The 18,348-nt window shown below is 70.1% G+C and carries 21 protein-coding genes and 1 pseudogene; 4 read left to right on the top strand and 18 right to left on the bottom strand.

Annotated features, from left to right (window positions below; genetic code table 11):
• Nucleotides 1-41 precede the first annotated feature (41 nt).
• From mnhG to G407_RS30000, 8 genes are all read right to left on the bottom strand, one after another.
• The gene (gene mnhG, locus G407_RS32415) at nt 42-1,289 is read right to left on the bottom strand and encodes a monovalent cation/H(+) antiporter subunit G (RefSeq protein WP_084327798.1); all 1,248 of its coding nucleotides are present in this window, start codon (nt 1,287-1,289) and stop codon (nt 42-44) included.
• The gene (locus G407_RS0124670) at nt 1,286-1,579 is read right to left on the bottom strand and encodes an MrpF/PhaF family protein (RefSeq protein ID WP_052341873.1); all 294 of its coding nucleotides are present in this window, start codon (nt 1,577-1,579) and stop codon (nt 1,286-1,288) included. Before G407_RS0124670 ends, mnhG begins: the two co-directional genes overlap by 4 nt.
• Complete coding sequence (locus G407_RS0124665) at nt 1,576-1,920, bottom strand: Na+/H+ antiporter subunit E (protein WP_029032940.1); 345 nt, start codon at nt 1,918-1,920, stop codon at nt 1,576-1,578. The genes G407_RS0124670 and G407_RS0124665 overlap by 4 nt, the downstream gene beginning before the upstream one ends.
• Entirely contained in the window at nt 1,917-3,479 is a 1,563-nt protein-coding gene (locus G407_RS30005; RefSeq protein WP_052341872.1) for a Na+/H+ antiporter subunit D, read from the bottom strand. Before G407_RS30005 ends, G407_RS0124665 begins: the two co-directional genes overlap by 4 nt.
• Nucleotides 3,472-3,867: a sodium:proton antiporter gene (locus G407_RS0124655; protein ID WP_029032939.1), complete on the bottom strand. Its 396-nt coding sequence runs from the start codon at nt 3,865-3,867 to the stop codon at nt 3,472-3,474. The genes G407_RS30005 and G407_RS0124655 overlap by 8 nt, the downstream gene beginning before the upstream one ends.
• Nucleotides 3,864-4,271, bottom strand: coding sequence for an MnhB domain-containing protein (locus G407_RS0124650; protein WP_029032938.1), 408 nt, complete (start codon nt 4,269-4,271; stop codon nt 3,864-3,866). The genes G407_RS0124655 and G407_RS0124650 overlap by 4 nt, the downstream gene beginning before the upstream one ends.
• 3 nt (nt 4,272-4,274) lie before the next feature.
• Nucleotides 4,275-6,599 (bottom strand): hydrogen gas-evolving membrane-bound hydrogenase subunit E, encoded by a 2,325-nt coding sequence (gene mbhE / locus G407_RS0124645; RefSeq protein WP_029032937.1) that lies wholly within the window; start codon nt 6,597-6,599, stop codon nt 4,275-4,277.
• A gap of 259 nt (nt 6,600-6,858) precedes the next feature.
• A complete protein-coding gene (locus G407_RS30000; protein WP_084327797.1) occupies nt 6,859-7,821 on the bottom strand; it encodes an amidoligase family protein in 963 nt (320 codons plus the stop codon).
• A gap of 317 nt (nt 7,822-8,138) precedes the next feature.
• On the opposite strand from G407_RS30000, the gene G407_RS29995 reads away from it, so the two are divergent.
• Nucleotides 8,139-9,170, top strand: coding sequence for a D-alanyl-D-alanine carboxypeptidase family protein (locus G407_RS29995; protein ID WP_052341871.1), 1,032 nt, complete (start codon nt 8,139-8,141; stop codon nt 9,168-9,170).
• Nucleotides 9,171-9,331: 161 nt separating this feature from the next.
• Here G407_RS29995 and G407_RS0124630 read toward each other — a convergent pair.
• The 4 genes and pseudogenes from G407_RS0124630 to G407_RS29990 form a co-directional block, all read right to left on the bottom strand.
• Nucleotides 9,332-9,568 (bottom strand): annotated as a pseudogene (locus G407_RS0124630) (cation transporting ATPase C-terminal domain-containing protein); the annotation flags it as partial.
• A 356-nt stretch (nt 9,569-9,924) separates the two neighbouring features.
• Entirely contained in the window at nt 9,925-10,515 is a 591-nt protein-coding gene (locus G407_RS0124625) for a TerD family protein (protein WP_280742989.1), read from the bottom strand.
• An 87-nt stretch (nt 10,516-10,602) separates the two neighbouring features.
• Entirely contained in the window at nt 10,603-10,746 is a 144-nt protein-coding gene (locus tag G407_RS31965; RefSeq protein ID WP_156917720.1) for a hypothetical protein, read from the bottom strand.
• Nucleotides 10,737-11,585 (bottom strand): calcium/sodium antiporter, encoded by an 849-nt coding sequence (locus tag G407_RS29990; protein WP_052341870.1) that lies wholly within the window; start codon nt 11,583-11,585, stop codon nt 10,737-10,739. Before G407_RS29990 ends, G407_RS31965 begins: the two co-directional genes overlap by 10 nt.
• 635 nt (nt 11,586-12,220) lie before the next feature.
• Between G407_RS29990 and G407_RS29985 the strand changes: the two genes are divergently transcribed.
• Nucleotides 12,221-12,613 (top strand): metal ABC transporter substrate-binding protein, encoded by a 393-nt coding sequence (locus tag G407_RS29985; RefSeq protein WP_169728836.1) that lies wholly within the window; start codon nt 12,221-12,223, stop codon nt 12,611-12,613.
• On the opposite strand, the gene G407_RS31960 is transcribed toward G407_RS29985, so the two are convergent.
• The 6 genes from G407_RS31960 to G407_RS29965 form a co-directional block, all read right to left on the bottom strand.
• Entirely contained in the window at nt 12,610-12,768 is a 159-nt protein-coding gene (locus G407_RS31960) for a hypothetical protein (protein WP_156917719.1), read from the bottom strand. The two genes, G407_RS29985 and G407_RS31960, sit on opposite strands and share 4 nt — an antisense overlap.
• 71 nt (nt 12,769-12,839) lie before the next feature.
• On the bottom strand, nt 12,840-13,517 hold the full coding sequence (locus tag G407_RS31460) for an exopolysaccharide biosynthesis protein (protein ID WP_169728835.1): 678 nt from the start codon (nt 13,515-13,517) through the stop codon (nt 12,840-12,842).
• Nucleotides 13,514-13,819, bottom strand: a complete 306-nt coding sequence (locus G407_RS32220) for a hypothetical protein (protein WP_043540529.1) — start codon at nt 13,817-13,819, stop codon at nt 13,514-13,516. Before G407_RS32220 ends, G407_RS31460 begins: the two co-directional genes overlap by 4 nt.
• 27 nt (nt 13,820-13,846) lie before the next feature.
• Entirely contained in the window at nt 13,847-14,179 is a 333-nt protein-coding gene (locus tag G407_RS29970; RefSeq protein WP_084327795.1) for an ATPase inhibitor subunit zeta, read from the bottom strand.
• 1,392 nt (nt 14,180-15,571) lie between these two features.
• Nucleotides 15,572-16,300: an endonuclease/exonuclease/phosphatase family protein gene (locus G407_RS0124590; RefSeq protein ID WP_029032933.1), complete on the bottom strand. Its 729-nt coding sequence runs from the start codon at nt 16,298-16,300 to the stop codon at nt 15,572-15,574.
• Nucleotides 16,297-17,097, bottom strand: a complete 801-nt coding sequence (locus tag G407_RS29965; protein WP_052341867.1) for a helix-turn-helix transcriptional regulator — start codon at nt 17,095-17,097, stop codon at nt 16,297-16,299. Before G407_RS29965 ends, G407_RS0124590 begins: the two co-directional genes overlap by 4 nt.
• 18 nt (nt 17,098-17,115) lie before the next feature.
• Here G407_RS29965 and G407_RS31955 point away from each other — a divergent pair, with 18 nt between their 5' ends.
• Both G407_RS31955 and G407_RS0124575 read left to right on the top strand, forming a co-directional pair.
• Nucleotides 17,116-17,673, top strand: a complete 558-nt coding sequence (locus G407_RS31955) for a hypothetical protein (protein ID WP_156917718.1) — start codon at nt 17,116-17,118, stop codon at nt 17,671-17,673.
• Nucleotides 17,670-18,032 carry a hypothetical protein gene (locus G407_RS0124575; RefSeq protein WP_156917717.1) on the top strand — a complete coding sequence of 121 codons (363 nt, stop codon included), beginning with the start codon at nt 17,670-17,672 and terminating at the stop codon, nt 18,030-18,032. The genes G407_RS31955 and G407_RS0124575 overlap by 4 nt, the downstream gene beginning before the upstream one ends.
• The last annotated feature ends 316 nt before the right edge of the window (nt 18,033-18,348 follow it).

Below are 18,348 nucleotides of genomic sequence, written 5' to 3'. Positions count from 1 at the left end.
AGCCGTTTCTACCAGGAGACCTCGCCGCTATCGCGATCCATTCAGACCAGCACGTCGCCGCGCCAGCCGGGGATGATCGCGTCTTGCCAGAAGCCGCCGTAGCCGCTGGCGCGCCTGGGCAGGTCGGGCATGATCACGGCCGCCGCGTCGGCGTAGCGGGCCGGCAGCATCGCCCCACCCGCCGCCTTCGGCTTGCGGACGTGGGCGACGGACGCCCGGGCGTCGGCTGCGACGGCGGCGAGGGCGTCGACCTGCTCCCGGCTCGCCGGGCCGACGATCGTGACCTCGGCGACCGGCCACAGCCGGGTGTTCAGCGCCCAGGCGGCGAGGCGCTGGGCGCGCCGCGAGCCGTCGTGCATCACGACGAGCCGCTTGCGGGCGGCGTCCTCCTCGCAGCCGACGAACAGCGTCGGGCCCTCATGCCTGCGGGCGACCGTGAACAGCTTGTCGGCGAGGCGCTCCTCGAAGACCGGCAGCGTCACGCCGGCGCCGTGATGACACCAGCCGTCGCTCGGCAGCACGAGCAGCTCCCGGCTGTCCGAGGAGGGCGACGGGATGAGGGCGAGCGGGTCGCCCTCCTCGTAGGCCAGCGCGAGCGGGTGGGGGCTCGCCTCCGTCTCCCGCTGCATCTCGTCGATGGCGCCGGCGAGCTTGGCGCGGATCACGTCCCGCGCGTCCGGCACCCGGGCGCTCTCGACGCAGTCGCGGTCGATCACGGCCACCGCCGTGAGCGGGGCGTGCCGAGACGCGGCGAGCTTCATGGCCCTGCGGGTGACGAGGCCGGCATGGGGTGCGATCACCGCGAACCGTACGCTGTCGAAGCCGGACTCGTAGGGCTCTTCGTCCAGCACCGAAAGAGCGTCGCGGAGGCTCTCGGGCGCGGGCGCCGGGACCGCGGTCTCGGCCGAGGCGGCGGGCGCGGGCGCGACGAAGCCGAGGATCGTGCGCTCCTCCAGCGGCTTCTCGGCGCGCGGCAGCACGCCGGCGAGCGCGTCCTCTCGGGTTCGCAGCGGCGCTCCCGAGACGTAGGCGGCGCGGCCGAGCAGGTGCCCCGCCACCGGCATCGTGGCGATGAGAAAGATCAGCGTAAGCATGGCAATGATGGTCGCGCCCGTCGAGCCTTGCGTCAGCATGACGCCGATGAGGACGAGGCCCGCGCCGAGCGTGCCGGCCTTGGTCGAGGCGTGCATGCGCTGGAACGGGTCCTCGAAGCGCAGGACGCCGATCGTCGCGACGACGAGGAAGCCCGTGCCGACGAGCTTCAGCGCGAGAGCGAGGAGCGCGGTCATGACGTCTCCCTTTCCTTCTTCTCGAGGAAGGCCGCGAAGGCGATGGTCGCGACGAAGGCGATGAGCGCGAGGCCGAGCCCCACGTCGAGGAACTCCCGCCGCCCGGTGACGACGGCGGTGAGCGCGCAGGCCGCGACCGCGATGCCGGTGAGCATGTCGAGCGCGACGAAGCGGTCGGCGTAGCCCGGCCCGACAATCATGCGGAAGGCCGCGCCCGCGATGGCGAGCGCCAGCACCATGGTCAGCGCGAGCGCGACGGTGGTGACGGCGGCGTCGATCGTCTCGATCATCCCTCGATCCTCTTGATGAGCCGCTCGAACGTGCCCTTGATGTCCGCGATGACGGCGTCGGCGGAGGGACTGTCGAGGACGTGGACGTAGAGCGTGTCCCGGGTCTCCGAGACGTGCAGCGAGGTGGTGCCCGGGGTGAGCGTCACGAGGTTCGCCAGCGTCGCGATGCCGAGATCGGTCTTGAGGTCGATCGGCACCGCCACGACGGCGGGCTTTACCGAGACGTTCGGCGACAGCACGGCGGCGGCGACGCGGGTCGCCGACTTCACGAGCTCGACGAGGAAGGTCGCGAGCAGCTGCGCGACGGCGGCGAGCCGGGAGGGGGAGAGGAGAATGCTCATTCGACGGCTCCCTGGCTATGGTTGGCGGTCCCGGGGTAGGCGGTCCCGGCGGCCTGCACCGGACCCTCCTCCGGAAAGACGGCGGCGATGTAGTCGGCGGGGTCGACCAGGACGGCGGTGGCGGTGCGGGCGTACTCGACGAACGGATCGGCGAAGAGGCCGATCGTCAGTGTCACCGCGCCGAGCAGGACGATGGGCGCGACGAAGGCGACCGGCACCCGGCGCGGCGTGGCGCGCACGAGGACGGGCTTCTTCCAGAAGGCCTCCATCCAGATCTTCGACATTGAGAAGAGCGTCAGCGCACCGACGAGGAGCGCCACGGCGGCGAGCCACCAGACCTCCTCGCGCAGCGACGCGTCGATGACGAGGAACTTCGCCCAGAAGCCCGAGAGCGGCGGCAGGCCGGCGAGCGAGAGCGCCGGGATCAGGAACAGCACCGCGAGCCACGGGTGGGACTTGAGCAGGCCCCCGGCCTTGCGCAGGTCGTCCGTCCCCGCCGCCTTGCGGATCGCGCCGGCGAGCAGGAACAGGTTCGCCTTCACGATGATGTGGTGGACGATGTAGAAGACCGCGCCCGCGATGGCGACGGGGGTCGCGATGGCGAGCCCCATCAGCATGTAGCCGATCTGGCTGATGATGTGGAAGGACAGGATCCGGCGCACGTTCCACTGAATCGCCGCGCCGAACACGCCCGTGATCATCGTCAGCGCCGCGACGACGGCGACGATCTCGCGCAGGCCCCCGCCCTCCATCTCGAAGAGCAGCGTGAACACCCGGAAGGCGGCGTAGACGCCGACCTTGGTGAGCAGGCCCGCGAACAGGGCCGCGATCGCGATCGGCGCGGTGTGGTAGCTCGCCGGCAGCCAGAAGAAGAGCGGGAAGACGCCCGCCTTGATGCCGAAGGCGGCGAGGAAGAGCAGCGCCGAGGCGGTCAGCCCGGGCGACATCTCCATCCCGGGCAGGATGCGCGCGAGATCGGCCATGTTCAGCGTGCCGGTCGCGCCGTAGAGCAAAGCCACCGCGATCAGGAAGAGGATCGTGCCGAACAGGTTCATGGCGGCGTATTTCAGCGCGCCGTCGATCTGCGCCCGCCCGCGCTGGACGACCAGGAGCCCGAGCGTGGTGATCAGCATCACCTCGAACCAGACGTAGAGGTTGAAGATGTCGCCGGTGAGGAAGGCGCCGTTCACGCCGGCCATCAGCCCGTGGAAGAGCGGGTGGAAGCCGTTGCGCTCGTGCCGCGGGCGGATGTCGGAGAGCGCGAAGATGCCGACCGCGAAGGCGAGCACGCCCGAGATCGCGATCATCGCCGCCGAGAGCGGGTCGGCGACGAAAGTGATGCCGAAGGGCGCGGCCCAGTCGCCGAACTGCTTGGCGACGACGCCCTCCGTGGCGACCACGTACGTGAGCGCGAGGGAGGCGGCGAGCAGCAGCATCAGGCTCGCCATCCCGACCCAGCGCTGCGCCGCCGGGCTGCGCCAGAGCGCGGCCGTGAGCGCGGCGGTCGCGATCGGGATCAGGACCGGCCAGAGGACGAGTAGGGTGGCGGCGTCAGCCATGGTTCTTCACCGGCGTGGAGAGGGGAAGGTCCGGGGCGCCGAGGCGCTCGGCGTCCTGCATCTCGCGCACGTCGAGCGTGCCGAGGCTGCGATAGGCCTTCAGCGCCAGCGCGATGGCGAAGGCGGTGAGCGCGAAGCCGATCACGATGGCGGTCAGCACCAGCGCCTGCGGCAGGGCGTTCGCGGCGTCGGCGGCCAGCGCCTCGGCGCCCTGCGGGATCACCGGCGGCGTGGTGGCGCCGATTCCGCCCGAGAAGAAGATCAGGAAGATCGCGCCGTTGGTGAGCAGCGCGAGCCCCAGGATCATGCGCACCGCGTGTCGCGAGAGCATCATGTAGAGGCCGCAGCCGACATAGGCCGCGATGGTGAGCGCATAGACCAGCGTCATGCCGCGTCCTCCTCGTAGAGCCGGAACATGAAGGAGAGGACCCCGCCGACCACCACCATGTAGACGCCGAGGTCGAAGACGATCGTCGTGCCGAGCTTCACGCCCGCGAGCGAGCCCCACTGGTGGGTGAGGAACGAGGCGTCGGTGACGATGCCGGGCACGCCCGAGACGAACGCGATGGCGAGGCCCGCGCCCATCAGCACGACCGGATGGAGGACGAGGGCCCGCCGCGCCGTCTCGACGCCGGCGGCGAGGGCCAGCGTCGCGAAGCCGGCGGCGCCGACGAGGCCGCCGATGAAGCCGCCGCCGGGCTCGTTGTGGCCGCGCAGCAGCACCCAGACCGAGCCCGCGAGCATGATGGCGAAGAAGATCCGCGCCATCGCGGTGAGAATGAGGGAGCGCATGGATCAGACCTCCTTGCCGGTCCGCTTCGTCGACGAGCCCGTGCGCAGCAGCGCCCAGGCGCCGAGCGCCGCGAAGGCGACGACCGCGATCTCGCCGAACGTATCGAGCGCGCGGAAATCGACCAGGATGACGTTGACGACGTTGCGGCCGAAGCCCTCCGGCACCGAGGTGACGGCGAAGTACTCGGTCAGCTCCGGGTTGAAGGGCTTGGCCGCGATCCACAGCGTCGCGACGAGGACGCCCGCCGCGAACAGGCCGGAGACCGTGGCATCGAACAGCCGCTCGCGCGGGGTGCGCGAGGACTTCGCGACGATCGGCAGCTTGAGCAGCACCGCCATCACGATGACGACGAACAGCGTCTCGACGGAGAACTGCGTCAGCGCCAGGTCCGGCCCGCCGTTGAGCAGGAAGACGAGGGCGAGGCCGTAGCCCGAGAGGCCCACCGCCACGATCGCGGTGACGAGCGAGGGCACGGCGGCGGCGACCACGCAGCCCGCGACGATCAGCGCGCAGACGACGAGGAGGTAGGGCCGCACCGGCTCGCCCGCGACCGCCGGCAGGAGCGGCCCCTCGCCGACGAGGAGCCCGTAAGCGAGGAGGCCCGTGACCGAGGCCGAGACCACGGCGGCGTAGACGCGCAGGTCCCCGTTCTGGAGCACCTTCGTCGACGATCGCGCCAGGGCTAGCGTGCGGCCGAGGACGAGGTCGTAGCCGCGGTCGAGGAAGACCTCGTCGAAAGCGCGGCGACGGCGCAGCGCCAGATGGATCGGGTCCCAGAACCAGGCGAGCGTGGCGCCGAGCGCGACGACGAGGCCCGACAGCGCCAGCATCGGCGTGAAGCCGTGCCAGAGCTTGAACGACACCTCGAAAGGCGCGCCGTAGATCGCGATCGCGGCGGGCGTGATCAGGGCGTAGGAGACGAGCGAGGGAACGAGGCCGAAGGTCACGCCGACCACGGCGAGGAGAAGCGGGCCGAGCGTCATTCCCGGCCGCTCGCCGTGCTCGACCTCGAACGGCTTCTTCGCCCGCCCGAAGAAGGGCCTGAGCGCCAGCACGCCCGCCACCGCCACCATCACGGCGTTGACGAGGACGCCGATGAGCACCGCAATCGTGTCGAGCGAGGATTCGAGCTTGGCCTCGAACAGGTATTCCTTCGAGATGAAGCCGATGAAGGGCGGCAGGCCCGCCATCGAGAACGAGGCGAGGAGCGTCGCCGCCGCGGTCAGCGGCAGGAGCTTCGCGAGGCCGCCGAGCGCACGCAGCCTGGTCTCGTGGGTCGCGTGGATGACGATGCCCGCGCAGAAGAACAGCGTCGCCTTGTAGAGCGCGTGCGCGAGGATGAAGCCGACCACCGCCACCGAGGAGACCGGCCCGTCGAGCCCGATCAGCATGACGAGCGTGCCGAGGGAGGCGACCGTCGAGTAGGCGAGCACGGCCTTGAGCTCGATGGCGCGCAGCGCCTGCACGGCGGCGATGAGCATGGTCAGCCCGCCGAAGGCGACGAGCGTCGCGCCGACCCACGGCGCGCCGGCGAAGACCGGGTCGAGCCGGGCGAGCAGGTACACGCCGAGCTTCACCATGGTGGCCGAGTGCAGGTAGGCCGAGGCCGGCGTTGGCGCCTTCATGGCGTTGGGCAGCCAGAAGTGGAAGGGGAACTGCGCCGACTTGGTGAAGGCGCCGATCAGCACGCAGGCGACGATCGCCGGCAGGAGCGGGCTCTCGAGCACCGGCGCCGGGTTCGCGGTGATGGCGGCGAGCGAGAACGTCCCGGCCTCGATCCCGATGAGGATGATGCCGCCGAGAAGCGCGAGCCCGCCGCTAGCGGTCACCAGCAGCGACTGCAGCGCGGCCTTGCGCGCCTTCGCGTCCTCGCTCTGGAAGCCCACGAGGAGGAACGACAAGAGGCTCGTCATCTCCCAGAAGACGAACAGGGAGACGAGGTTGTCCGCGGCGACGGTGGCCAGCATCGCCGTCATGAACATCAGGATGTAGAACAGGAACTGCGCCCGCGCGAAGGGCGGCTTCTCGCTCATGTACGAGGAGGCGTAGAGCGTGACCAGCGTGCCGATGCCGGTGATCAGGAGCGCGAAGAGAAGCGAGAAGCCGTCGAGGCGGAAGGTCAGGTCGATGCCGAGCGAGGGCACCCACGGGACGACGTCGATGATCGGCGCCGCGCCGACCGCGCCGATCTGCGCGAAGAAGTATGCGAAGAGGGCGGCCGGCAGCGCCGCGGCGATCACGCCGCCGACGGCTCCGGTCCGCGCCACGATGAAAGGCGCGGCGATCGAGCCGGCGAGGCTGGCGAGAAGGACGGTCGAGAGGTCCACGAGCAGAGCTCCTCCGTGAGGTCACGGATCGCGTCTGCAGGGGGCGTGCCAACTCGGTAAGCTTTTGATTTTCTTCGCTTTAGAGACCGGCTTGCACAAGGAACGTCCGGATTTCCGAACACGCGTTCGGAGCCGACGTTCGGATTCTCGGACGCACAGGGCGATGCTCGGCGAGACGGGAAGCGGTCGTCAGCGTCGCGGACTTTAGCCAATGACCGAGATCGTGGCGGCTCGGATGCGGAACAGCCGGACCTCGTATTCAGTCCGAGAGGTCTCTCGGAAACGCCTTTGTGCGCATCGAATCGAGAGCGCGCGTTCGCCGGCAGAGTTCATCCGCATCCGCGGCGAGGCGCTCGATGGCCATCCAGCGCTCCCAATCCGCGCGCACGGTCCACTCCGGATCGCTCAGGTGAGCTTGCGACAGCCGGTAGTGAAGAACGGGACGCGGGCCGATCTTCTCGTCGGGGACGGCTGCGCGAACCCGCTCCTCGTCCAAGTGAGCGAAGATCGGCAGGAGGTCCAGCGCCCGCCTGCGGGTGGGATTGGCCGAGAGATAGTCGGACATCAGCCGCGGCATGTCAGGCCAATAGCCCGGCGCCAGCACCCGACGGGCATAGGCTCTCGGGAACTCGGGGGGAAGCGCGAAGGCGCGGCGCAGGCTCCCGCCGGCGGTCTCCCGGCGCAGCTCGGCGCTCAGGAGCAGATAGGCCTTGAGAAAGGCCGTCAGCGTCGCCGCGTCCATCCGCGGCGGATCGACGTTGAAGTGCAACCCGAGCGAGTCGAAGAGCACGGCTCCGCGGCCGCGCGCCCCGGCGGAACGGAGGCTCGCGACGACCTGATCGAGCTCGGGCAGCCGGGAGATCGGAATGGGCGCGGTGATGAGCTCCCGCGGAGCGAGGGGTGATGCAAGCAAGCCCAGCCACGCCGCCGCTCGCGGCGTGAGCCTGTTCGCCAGGGCGGGGTGGCGATGCGGGTGGACGTGGCGCAGGTCCATCTCGACGGCGATCGGGCCGAAGCGGGTGCCGCAGACCCGGAAGGCGTGCGGATCCTCGACCTCCACGGATCCACCGAGATCGTGGGCGAGTGCAATGGCAGCCGCCCGCGCACTCGCGCCCATGAACTCGATCTCCACCCCGACCCGCCGTGGCTTGGCGAGCTCCGGGGCGGAGAGCGAAAGATCCTCGCTGGAGAGGTCGGCGGAGCGCGCAACGGTCGTATGCATCAGGCTCAGAACATGGTGGGAACACTTCACTTCCGCAAGCCGACGCGGCGCTACGCCGTATCCCGCCCGTGCGCCGAGACCGATGGGGCGGCCGCCTGAGGCGCAGGCGAGCGGCGGTACGAGAGGGCGCGCATAAGCGGCAAAAGCCGCCGAAACCTCCGCGCTTTCGGGGCCAAGTACCAATGGCTGCAGCGCAGGCCGCCATCGGCGCGGCACGGGGCCGCACAGGCGCCCACGACAACACGGGCGCCTCGCGCTCGCCATGGTTGGCCGGCACGGCCGCCTTCGCGAACACAGTATCTTGGGGGTAAGTCCACATGCTCGCATCCACCGCCTCGACCGCGCGCGGGCTCGCGCTCGCGTTGCCCATCCTGCTCGCGCCGCTATCTGCTCCCTTGGCCGCGCACGCGGGAGATACGCCGCCCTTCGCGGCGATCGTCGTCGACGGCGTCACCGGCGGCACGCTGCACGCGGAGGACGCCGACGCGCCGCGCTATCCGGCGTCCCTCACCAAGGTCATGACGCTCTACCTCGTGTTCGAGGAGCTCGAGTCCGGTCGCCTGCGGCTCGACACGCCGCTTCGCGTTTCCGCCGAGGCCGCCGCCGAGCCGCCCTCGAAGATCGGGCTCGAGCCCGGCGAGACCATCGCCGTCGAGGACGCGATCCTCGCCCTCGTCACCAAGTCCGCCAACGACGTCGCCGCCGTGGTCTCGGAGAATCTCGGCGGCTCGAAGGAGGCCTTCGCGCGGCGGATGACGGCGCGCGCGCGGGCGCTCGGCATGCGCAACACCACCTTCGCCAACGCCTCCGGCCTGCCCGACCCGCGCCAGGTCACGACTGCGCGCGACATGGCGCGGCTCGCGCTCGCCTTGCAGGAGCGCTTCCCCGAGCAATACCGCTATTTCTCGACGCGCTCGTTCTCCTTCGAGGGCGAGCGATACCGTAACCACAATCGCCTGCTCGGGCGCGTCGAGGGCGTCGACGGCGTAAAGACGGGCTTCATTCGCGCCTCCGGCTTCAACCTGATGACGAACGCCAAGGCCGACGGCCGCCACGTCGTCGCCGTGGTGATGGGCGGGCGGACCGGCGCGCATCGCGACGGCGTCGTCGCCGATCTCGTCGGGCGGTACCTGCCGGAGGCCGCGTCGGAGATCGCGTTCGTGCGTCCGCCGCAGCGTCCGGAGGGGCTCGGCGTCGCCGAGGCACCGTTCGCGAAGGTCGCAGCCGCAGCGGGCGCCGGAGGGCGGCCCGCGGCGCGCTCGCTGCGCAGCGGCGGCGCGGCGCCGCCCTCCGCGGCGCGCGCCTATGCGGCGGACGGGCGGCCCGTAGCGCCGGAGCCGGCGCCGTGAGCGCCGGCGTTGGCTGCTCGACCCTGAAGACCCCGCGCGCAGCCTCTCGCTCCCGGCCGATGACCCCGGGACATGGACGCGCGCGGCTCGAGACGCTCGGCGACTGCACGGCGAGAGCCGGGCCGGCATTCCGGACCCGTGAAGCCGGCGACAGTGCCTCACTAGGTCGGCTTCGCCCCCCGCCGCAGCCGGCGCCCGAGCGCCTTCTCGAACTCGAGCGCCGCGAAGAGCAGGATGCCCGCCGCGAGGACGGCGAGGCCCTCCACGATCCCCAGCGGGCGCGTCGCGAACACGGCATTCATGAAGGGCGCGTAGGTGAACACGAGCTGGAGCAACGCCACGGCGGCGATGGCGACGAGGACCGCGCGGGTTCCGAGCACGCCGCGCCAGCGCCTCGGCGCGGTCCGGCATGTCGCTGTGGCAGACTACGTTTAGGTTCTGGTCGGAGGCTGCGGTGCGACAAGCGGTCGCGCCCTCGTTGTCGATCCCGGCACGACTTGGTTTCGCTCGGCGCTCGCGAGAACACCTGCGCCTCGAGAACGGCGCGCGCCCTGCCTCGCCCGCGTGACGATCTCCGGGCGGGCGGTGTCGGGCGAGCCGCCGGGGAACGGCGGCTCGCGTCCGTACTCTGAGATCAGCAGGGATGCGCTTGGCCTCATCCCGGACCGCCATCTCGGCGATCAGCGCGATGCCGAGCACCGGCCGGGTGACCACGGACCCGTCGCGCACGAACCGACTCAAGGTCGAACCCGCGTCAGGCTATGGCGACGCCGTGATGCGCCGCGAGCGGCCCGAGCCCGCCGGCAAAGCCCTGGCCGACCGCCTTGAACTTCCAGTCGGCACCGTGCCGGTAGACCTCGCCGAAGATCATCGCGGTCTCGACGGAGGCGTCCTCGGAGAGGTCGTACCGGGCGATCTCGGCGCCGCCGGTCGCGTTCACGACGCGGATGAACGCGTTCGAGACCTGACCGAAGTTCTGCTTGCGGCTCTCGCCTTCGTGGATCGTCACGGCGAACACCAGCTTGGCGACCTCGGCGGGCACCTGCGAGAGGTCGATCCGGACCTGCTCATCGTCACCCTCGCCCGCACCGGTGCGGTTGTCGCCCGCGTGCTCGACCGAGCCGTCGCCGCCCACCTTGTTGTTGTAGAACACGAAGTCGCCGCTGTTGCGGACCTTGCCGTCCTCCTTGACCAGGAACACGCTGGTGTCGAGGTCGAAGTCGGCGCCGTCGGTCGCGCGCGCGTCCCAACCGAGACCGACGATCACCTTGGCGAGGCCGGGAGCCTCCTTGGTCAGGGAGACGTTCCCGCCCTTGGCTAGTGAAACACCCATGTTGTCGTCCATTCTGCTCGAAGGCCGCCGCTCGCGGCGCCTTCGTCCGGGGGAGAGGAGCGCCGAGGCGCGCCGTTCGACGCCGCAGGACCGCGCTCGTCAGGCGAGAATCAGGTCCTGGTAGGCGAAGGCGACGAAGCCCACATAGGCCGCGATCATCAGGATGCCGGCTGTGCGCCCGATCCGGGAAACGGTCAGCATCCAGGCCGCGAAGGCGACCGTCACGCCGGCCATCACCCACATGTCGAGATCGGCGAGGCCGGGTCGACGGCGAGCGGCTTGAGCATCGCCGTGATGCCGACGATCGACAGGATGTTGAAGGCGTTCGAGCCGACGATGTTGCCGATGATCATGTTGGTCTGACGCTTCAGCGCCGCGGCGATGCAGGTCGAGAGCTCGGGCAGCGACGTCCCGACGGCGACGACGGTAAGACCGATCACGGCCTCCGGCACGCCGATGGCGTTGCCGGCGGCGACTGCGCCCTGCACCAGCATCTCTGAGCCCGCGACGAGGGCGGTCAGGCCGGCGACGAAGAAGCCGAGGCCCTTGCCCATCGTGTCTATGCCCTTCGCGTCGGCGTCCTCGTCGTGCTCGTCCGCCTCCCCCGCTCCCGCGTCGGTCCAGTACTGGTAGGCGACGAAGGCCGCGAGGATGGCGAACATGCCGAAGCCGGCCCAGCGGGGCACGACGCCGTAGATCATCAGCGCGACCAGAATGATCGTCGCGCCCACCATGATCAGCACGTCGCGCATCAGCTCGGACGGCTTGCCCCTGATGGTGAACACGATCGCGGTCGCGCCGAGGATGAGCAGGATGTTGGCGATGTTCGAGCCGACGACGTTGCCGAGCGAGATGCCCGGGAAGCCGGTGAGGTTGGCGTTGACGGAGGTGAACAGCTCGGGCGCCGAGGTGCCGAAGGCGACGATGGTCGCGCCGATGAAGAGCTTCGAGAGGCCCGCGCGCTCCGCGATGAAGGCGGCCGCGTCGATGGTCCAGTCGCCTCCCTTGATGAGCAGGTAGAGACCGAAGGCGATGGCGCCGAAGGAGAGGACCGTGAGCTGGTAGTCGCCGAGCTCGTTCATGGAGGACTCCGTGGGAGGAGAGCGGGGAAGTCGGGGGTGCGAGCGCCAGGCGCACTCCGGCCGATGTTCGCCGCCGGGCACGGGATGGTTGCGGACGCGGGCGCCATGCGCGGCCTATGCCGTCCGTCCCGGGGTCGGGCCCCGTCGATCCCAACCTCGCGGGACCGCGGCTGAGCGGATCGCGATGTCGAGGTCGCGGGTTCGTCGCGGAACGGGACCGATCGATGGGCGCCCATACCTAGACAGGCGAGCCGGGCGGCCGGCCTGCCGAGCGGGACCGTGCGACGGGTTGCGATGCGCCTCTCCTAGCCGGTTGTGCGATGTCGATACGGTCCGACATCGCGAGTGCGCCGGCAGCGCTCGCCAGAGGGGCCCGGACCCAAGGTGCGCTGCAGATGGAGACGACCACGCTTCCGCGCAAGAACCTCCCGAAAATTCCTTCTAGCGCCCCGTGTGGCCGAGCAGGCGAAGCCGTTTCCGACCCCGCCCCTCACAGACCCGGACGTGCGGATTTCCCGCGTCCGGTTCTTCGCATCCGAGGTTCGCTCAGGGCGCATCGTATCGAATGACGACTTGGCTCTCGGGAGGGCATGCCGCTGGAGCAACGCGTGGAAGCGCGCCCACGGGAGGTTGCCTTGTCATCCCCGCCTCCTCAGCCATTCGCGGTGGGCGGCGAGGCGGTCAAGGTCCGCGCCCTGATGGGGCCCGGCGTCGACCCGCACGCCTATCGCCAGACCCGCACCGACACCGCCGCGCTCGCCGGCGCCGACCTCGTCCTGTGGAACGGCTCTATCTCGAGGCGCAGATGGAGGAGTTCCTACTCGACCTCGCCGGGCGCCAGCCGATCGTCGCCGTGGCGGAGGCGCTGCCGGAGAACCTGCTCGTCGACCACAGGCCGCTACGACCCCCACGTCTGGATGAACCCGAACCTCTGGTCGCGCGTGGTGATCGCCGTGCGCGACGCTCTCGTCGCCGTCGTGCCCGAGCAGGAGGCGACCCTTGTGACGGCGAGGGCCTGCCGCTGCTAGCCGAGCAGGTTGAGCAGAACCTGGCGCAGCGCGTCCGCATTCGCCGCGATCGATTGCATCGCCTCGATGTCCCCGTCGAGCGCGAGACGCCGGCGGCGTGCCTCAGGGGCGACGAGGAGCTGGATGTCGAGCAAGTCCTCGCTGGAGAAGCGCATGCGACCCGGCGCTTGAGAGGGCGGCCGCCCTCCAGCTTGCCGATCTAATAGTTACGAGCGCCCTCAGAGACTTACCAGAAGTTGGCAACTGCGCCCTCGATCAAGGCCGCTCCGGCAACGACGAGGATTCCCGTCCATCCGAGGGCGAAGAGGCTGACGACGAGGCCGGCGAGGATCATCAGGCCGTCGCGCGCCATAATGCCGAGGCTCAACGCGACGAGGGCCAGCGCTGGCGCGATATTCCCGAACGGGATCGGCAGTATGATCGCCACCGCGAGCAGGAGGACCGGGATCGCGAGGGCGACCCGTGCCCGCCGCCCGGCGAGGGGCGCCAACCGGCCCTCTTCGAGCAGGAGCTCGGCGCGGGATAGCCCCGGCAGGGTGCGCCCAATCACGCTACGCAACGCGCGGCCGGGCACCCCGCGCCGGCGCAAAAACGACGGCACACAAAGGGTCCGCGCCCCCACCATGATCTGGAGCGCGACGAAGGCGATCAGGCACCCGAAGGTCATCCCGAATGGCCCCGGAACCGGAATTAGGGTCGCAAGGGTCAGGAGCAGCAGCGCGAGACCGAGGCCGTCCTCGCCGAGGCGATCGAACAGGGTGCCGATAGTCGTATGGGGGCCGCGGAGCAGGCGTGCCGCATCGAACACGCGTGTCGTGACCGGACCGCGTCCGACGCGGATCCTGCGGAGTCGCCCAGCGCCGCGGTGAGGAACGCCGAGCGCCGGATCCAGCGTGCTCGTCACGCTTCGGGCTCCGCCAGGAACGGGCGAGCGGCCTCGAGGGCTGCCGAACAGTCCGGGGCGACCTCGGCGAGCAGGCGCACGGGATCGCTCGCCCCGATCCAGACCTCGTAGACCTGCGACAGCGCCCGGACCGGGTCGCCGGCCACTCGGTCCACGACTGATGGGATCGCGCCCTGCGTGCAGCCCGCGATTACGCTCACGATCTCCTGCGGCGCCTGCGCAGCGGAGAGTCGTTCGGCGAGTTCGGCCTGAATCGGATCGACGAGGAAAAACGAGATTAGAGCGGCGAAGATGGAGTCCATGGCGAGTTCCTCGATCGGAGACGGCGGTCAATCGGTGACGTGGGTTTGCTGCAGCGCCTCGCGGTGGGCGCGATTGAGCCGCTCTCGAACCTCACCGGATCTTTCGGGCATGCCGGAAAGCCGGAGGTCCTCGACGATCTTGCGCACGACGTCCTCGTCGCCCGGCACCTCGAGATCGCTCATGTGGACCTTCGCCGAGTAGGCGGTCAGGTCGGAGCCGGACAGGCCCATCAGCCGACCCGCCCAAAGGGTGACGAGCACGTTGCTGCGGGCGACTACGTTGTCGCGCGTGCCGTCGTCCGTGCACCAGGACGTCGCGGACGAAGCAGGCGGGATCATCGATGGTAAATCGACGGGCATCTGGCGATGCTCCAACGGGGCACCCGGCTACAGGCGACGAGACGGGTGGAAGGCGCGGACATGCGAGAGCGTTGCGACGGGCGAGGCGGCCCACGCGTCGAAGCACCATTGAGGAAGGGTGACATCACGTGGTCCTCGAAGCCGGCAAGCGATGTCGATATTGGTCCGACATCGCGAGCGCGCCGGCAGCGCTCGCCAGAGGGGCCCGGACCACGGGTAAGACGGAGGTGGTCATTGCGGGGCGATCCGTCAAGCTGTGGTGACACGCCTTGCGCCGCGCACGCGGATGCGCGCGGCGCGACAGACCGCCACAGGCGCGATGATGCTTAGTGTGCCGGTTCAGATCGTGGAGACGTCTGGGCCAAACGGAACGCGCGGTGGGGCCGCGGAACGGGTCGGAGCGTTCGGTGCAGGTTCGGGTGATTTAGCGCCGTGTGGCTCGTAAGCGCCGCCTCGACGCTGTCGATCACCGGCGGGTTGTGAAACGAGGCCGCGCATGGCTTCGCCGGCGCGCAGCACGCGCCGGGCGCCGATGACGATGATCCAGGCGTCCTTCGGCAGGGCCGCGTCCGCGAGCGCGGTCGCCAAGCGACGAGCCCCGCTGCGAATGCGAACTCCATGAAACGAGTGGCGCTACGCGGAGCAAGCGGAATGCGCGTCCGCGAGTTCCACGCCTCCCGGAACTCCCGGTGCCCGCGCCCGCGCGGACCTACGGTCGGGAGTGTTCCCCTTGCCCGAGGCGGTGGCCGTGACAGCGCCTACGGCGCCGCCGGTCGATGGAGCCTGCCCGCTGCCATCTCCGGCGTGGTCCCTTCGAACGGAACGCAGCGGCAGGGCGCCTGTTGGGATGGCGCAGCTGTCCCCTCGAGACCGGCACGAGACGAGCGCTGCGCCTGAGAATTCAGAAGAGGAGAAGACCGATGCGACGGAGGGACTCGCTACTCCGATCGCCCGCAAACCCTTGCGGATCAACGGATCACGGTTGGCGACACTCGCCACCGTGAAACATAACACGGATACACCGGCTCGACGATTGAAGCAAGACGGGCGGCTCGGAAACAGCAGAGATTGACCGATCAAGGTTGCCGAGTGGTTCGCGATCGGCCAGACCAGCTCGGTCCGATCCGAGCGGCCTCTCGGATCGCCGAAAACCGCGGCGCCCGCTCGGAGAACATGGTGATTGCCGAGCTTCGGCAATAGGGACGGATGACCTGTCGTTCGGATAAGGTTAACAAATCATACCGGGCGGCCTGAGCGCTACCAGCTCCTGTCCGCGGCCTGCCTGCCTCGCCTGGTCTTGCCCGGGAGCAAGGTACCTGCGCCCACCGCAGGCATAAGGATGCATCTCTTCGCGGCCACGGAGAAGCGTTCGCTCCGGCACAGGCGCGGCGTTCACGGACCCGATACGGAGACCGCGATCCCGCTGTGGTCGCTCAGCACCGCCCCGTCCCGCCGCCCCTCCCAGGCGGCGCACACCTGCGTGCGCTCGGCCCAGCCCTCCGGCACGAGCACGTGATCGATCGGCGGATGGGCCAGCCGCCCTGGCGGCACGAGCGGCGTGCGCGTCGCGCAGGCGAGCCCGCAGCCGCACATGGCCTTCTCCAGGGCTGCGCGCCCCTGACGGGTCCCGTAGTAGTGCGCGCCGCCGAGATCCGTGTTGAGGTCGCCCGCGACCACGAGCGCGGCGTCCGGCCAAGCGTTCCGCAGCGCCTGCCATTCCCGGCCCTGCTCGGGGATCACGCGATGGTGCTCGCTCCAGTTCCGAACGGGGACGCCCGGCGGAGCGCGGCCCCGGTCGGAGTGCCAGGGCAGGACGGTCCCGAACACCAGAAGGTCGCCCGACGGCGCGGCGAGGACGGCCGCCGCGGTGCGCTCGGGATCGGCCGTCGCCGGTCGCGCGCGGACGGGAAAGCGTGTCCAGATCGTGACCCAGCGCTCGCCGGCGCGGCGATCCGGGCGGGGGGCGGCGTGCACCGGCTCGTGGGTCGGCCCGAGATCGACCGCATCGTGCGTCTCCGTCAGGACCCACACGTCGCAATCCGCCTCCTCAAGAATGCGTCGGCGCAGCGCGTTCTTCGCCGCGCCCATGGCGTAGCTCAGGTTCCAGGTGCCGATCCTCACGTCCCCGCCTCCTCGCCGTCCGCAGAAGCGCGGCGCGCGCGCTCGATGAGCGCGCGGTAGCGCGCGGCGAGCTCAGGCGGCTCGACCACGCGCACGGCGTCGCCCCAGGTGAACAGGTGCCAACCCATCTCGTCGAGCCCCGAGGCGCGAAAGCGCACGAGAAGCGAGCCGTCCGGCTCGTCCTCGAACGTCTGCGTGGCGTGGAACAGGAAGGCGCGCGCGTCGGCCGCGGCCGAGGGCGCGAAGCGCCAGGCCACGTCGAAGGCGCGCCCGTCCCAGAAGACGCCGAAGGAGCGATCGACGAAGGCGGCGAGATCGAAGGCGAGGTCGGGCGCGAAGGCTTCGTCGAGGAGCTCGACCGCCTCGATGTTGGCCAGGACGTAGGTGCGCGCCTCGTTCACCTTCGGATGCGGGTTGGTGGCGACGAGATAGCGGCGCGGTCCCCACAGGAAGCCGTGGGGATGCAGGATCGGCCTTGAGACCGCGCCCGTGTCGCGGCGCCGATAGCGCAGGCGCACGGTCCGCATCTCGAGGACGGCTCGCTGCAGCGCCTCGAAGATGCCCGGCCCGATCGCCTCGCGTGGGCCGGGGCGCAGGCCGAAGCCCGCCGCGGCCGCGAGCGCCTCGACGTCGGGCTCCATCCGCCGCAGCGCCGCGCGCGGGGTGATGGCCTCCAGCTTGAGGAGGAGGCGCCCGAGAACGGTCGCCTCTCGCCCGGCCCCGTCGCGCTCCAGGCGCGCGATCGCCCGCCGAAGCTCCGTCAGCTCCTCGACGCTCGGGCCGGCGAAGGCCGCCAAGTCGCGCGCTCGCCCGAGATGCTGTCCGCTGCCATTCCGCTAATCGCCTCCGGCGATCGTCTGCGTTCTGCGTTGATCGAGAACTTCAAGGCACAGTTGCTGGCCGCAGCCGCCGAGCGAGGCTGGTCGTTGCTTCCCGAAGACACCGGCAAGATCGCATGGTCCGGCTTTGAAATCCGCTTCGGGGCTGCGGATCGCGTGGGCTTTCGTTTGCGCTTCAACGACGAGCGTCGAGCTGCAGCTGATTTCGGCGTGCGGGGGTTAGGGCCGGACGACGCGGATTACGCCAAAGTCCGAGAGGCCATGAACGCCGCTTTCGGAGCGGGCCAGAACAATCAAGCGTGGCCCTGGCTCCGGCGAGCAGATTCGAACGATGCTCTTCTACCGGTCGAGCCCAACTGGCACTCGAACGCCGCGCCCTGGATGAGCATCGCCGACGGTACGCTCGCGACGGTCATGCTGGCGGCGGCGCAGCGCGTGTACGACATCCTGGGTCCGCTGGGGCTCGTCGGGCTCTCGAGCGGCGCCTCCGAGAACGCCGCCCAGCCGAGCGTGATCGCGACCGACAGCGCTTGAGGGTCGACGCCGGCCTGGCGAAGGAGATTGTCATGAAGCTTGGGGATTCCTGCCCTCTCGACGGGTGCGACGGCGCGCTGCACAGGATAAGTGGCGCGGTGCTCGCCGAGGTCGCGGCCATGCCGGTGACGCTGCATTCGCCGACCCTTCCCAAGGCGCTGCTCAAGGCTCCGATCCCGACGGCCGGCGAGCGGGCGGCGCTCGTCGCGCGCGACCGTGCCCACCTCATCTGTCCGATCTGCGACGCCTACGCGCTCGGTGCCGAGTTCGAGAACGGGGCGCCGATCGAGGATGCGACGGGACGGTCGACGACCATCCACGAGATTTTTGACGCGCGCGACGCCGCGCGACGCGGCTGAGGCGCGCCGGTCAGCTCTGCGGCGCGACGATGACGAGCTTCTCCGGCGAGAGTGCCGGATCGCCGCTATAGCGGTAGGCGACGAGCGGGCCGCCTTTGCCGACGCTCCATGCGAGGCAGCCCGACTTTTGATGCGCAGCGCCGCGGCACGAGGCGGCCGTCAGCGGCGACGATCACGTCGAGATCGCGGCGGTGCGCCTCGGTCATCCCGTCGGGCTGATGCTTGCCGGAGCGATGGTCAGCGGCTTCCGTCCTTGTCAGCGCACGCGGCGATGCTTTACCGCTTCGCAAGCAGGATGTCGCTCGTAAAGGTCGTT

The organism is Salinarimonas rosea DSM 21201, from assembly GCF_000429045.1.
GTDB lineage: Bacteria > Pseudomonadota > Alphaproteobacteria > Rhizobiales > Beijerinckiaceae > Salinarimonas > Salinarimonas rosea.
This window is presented reverse-complemented; position numbering and strand designations above follow the sequence as displayed.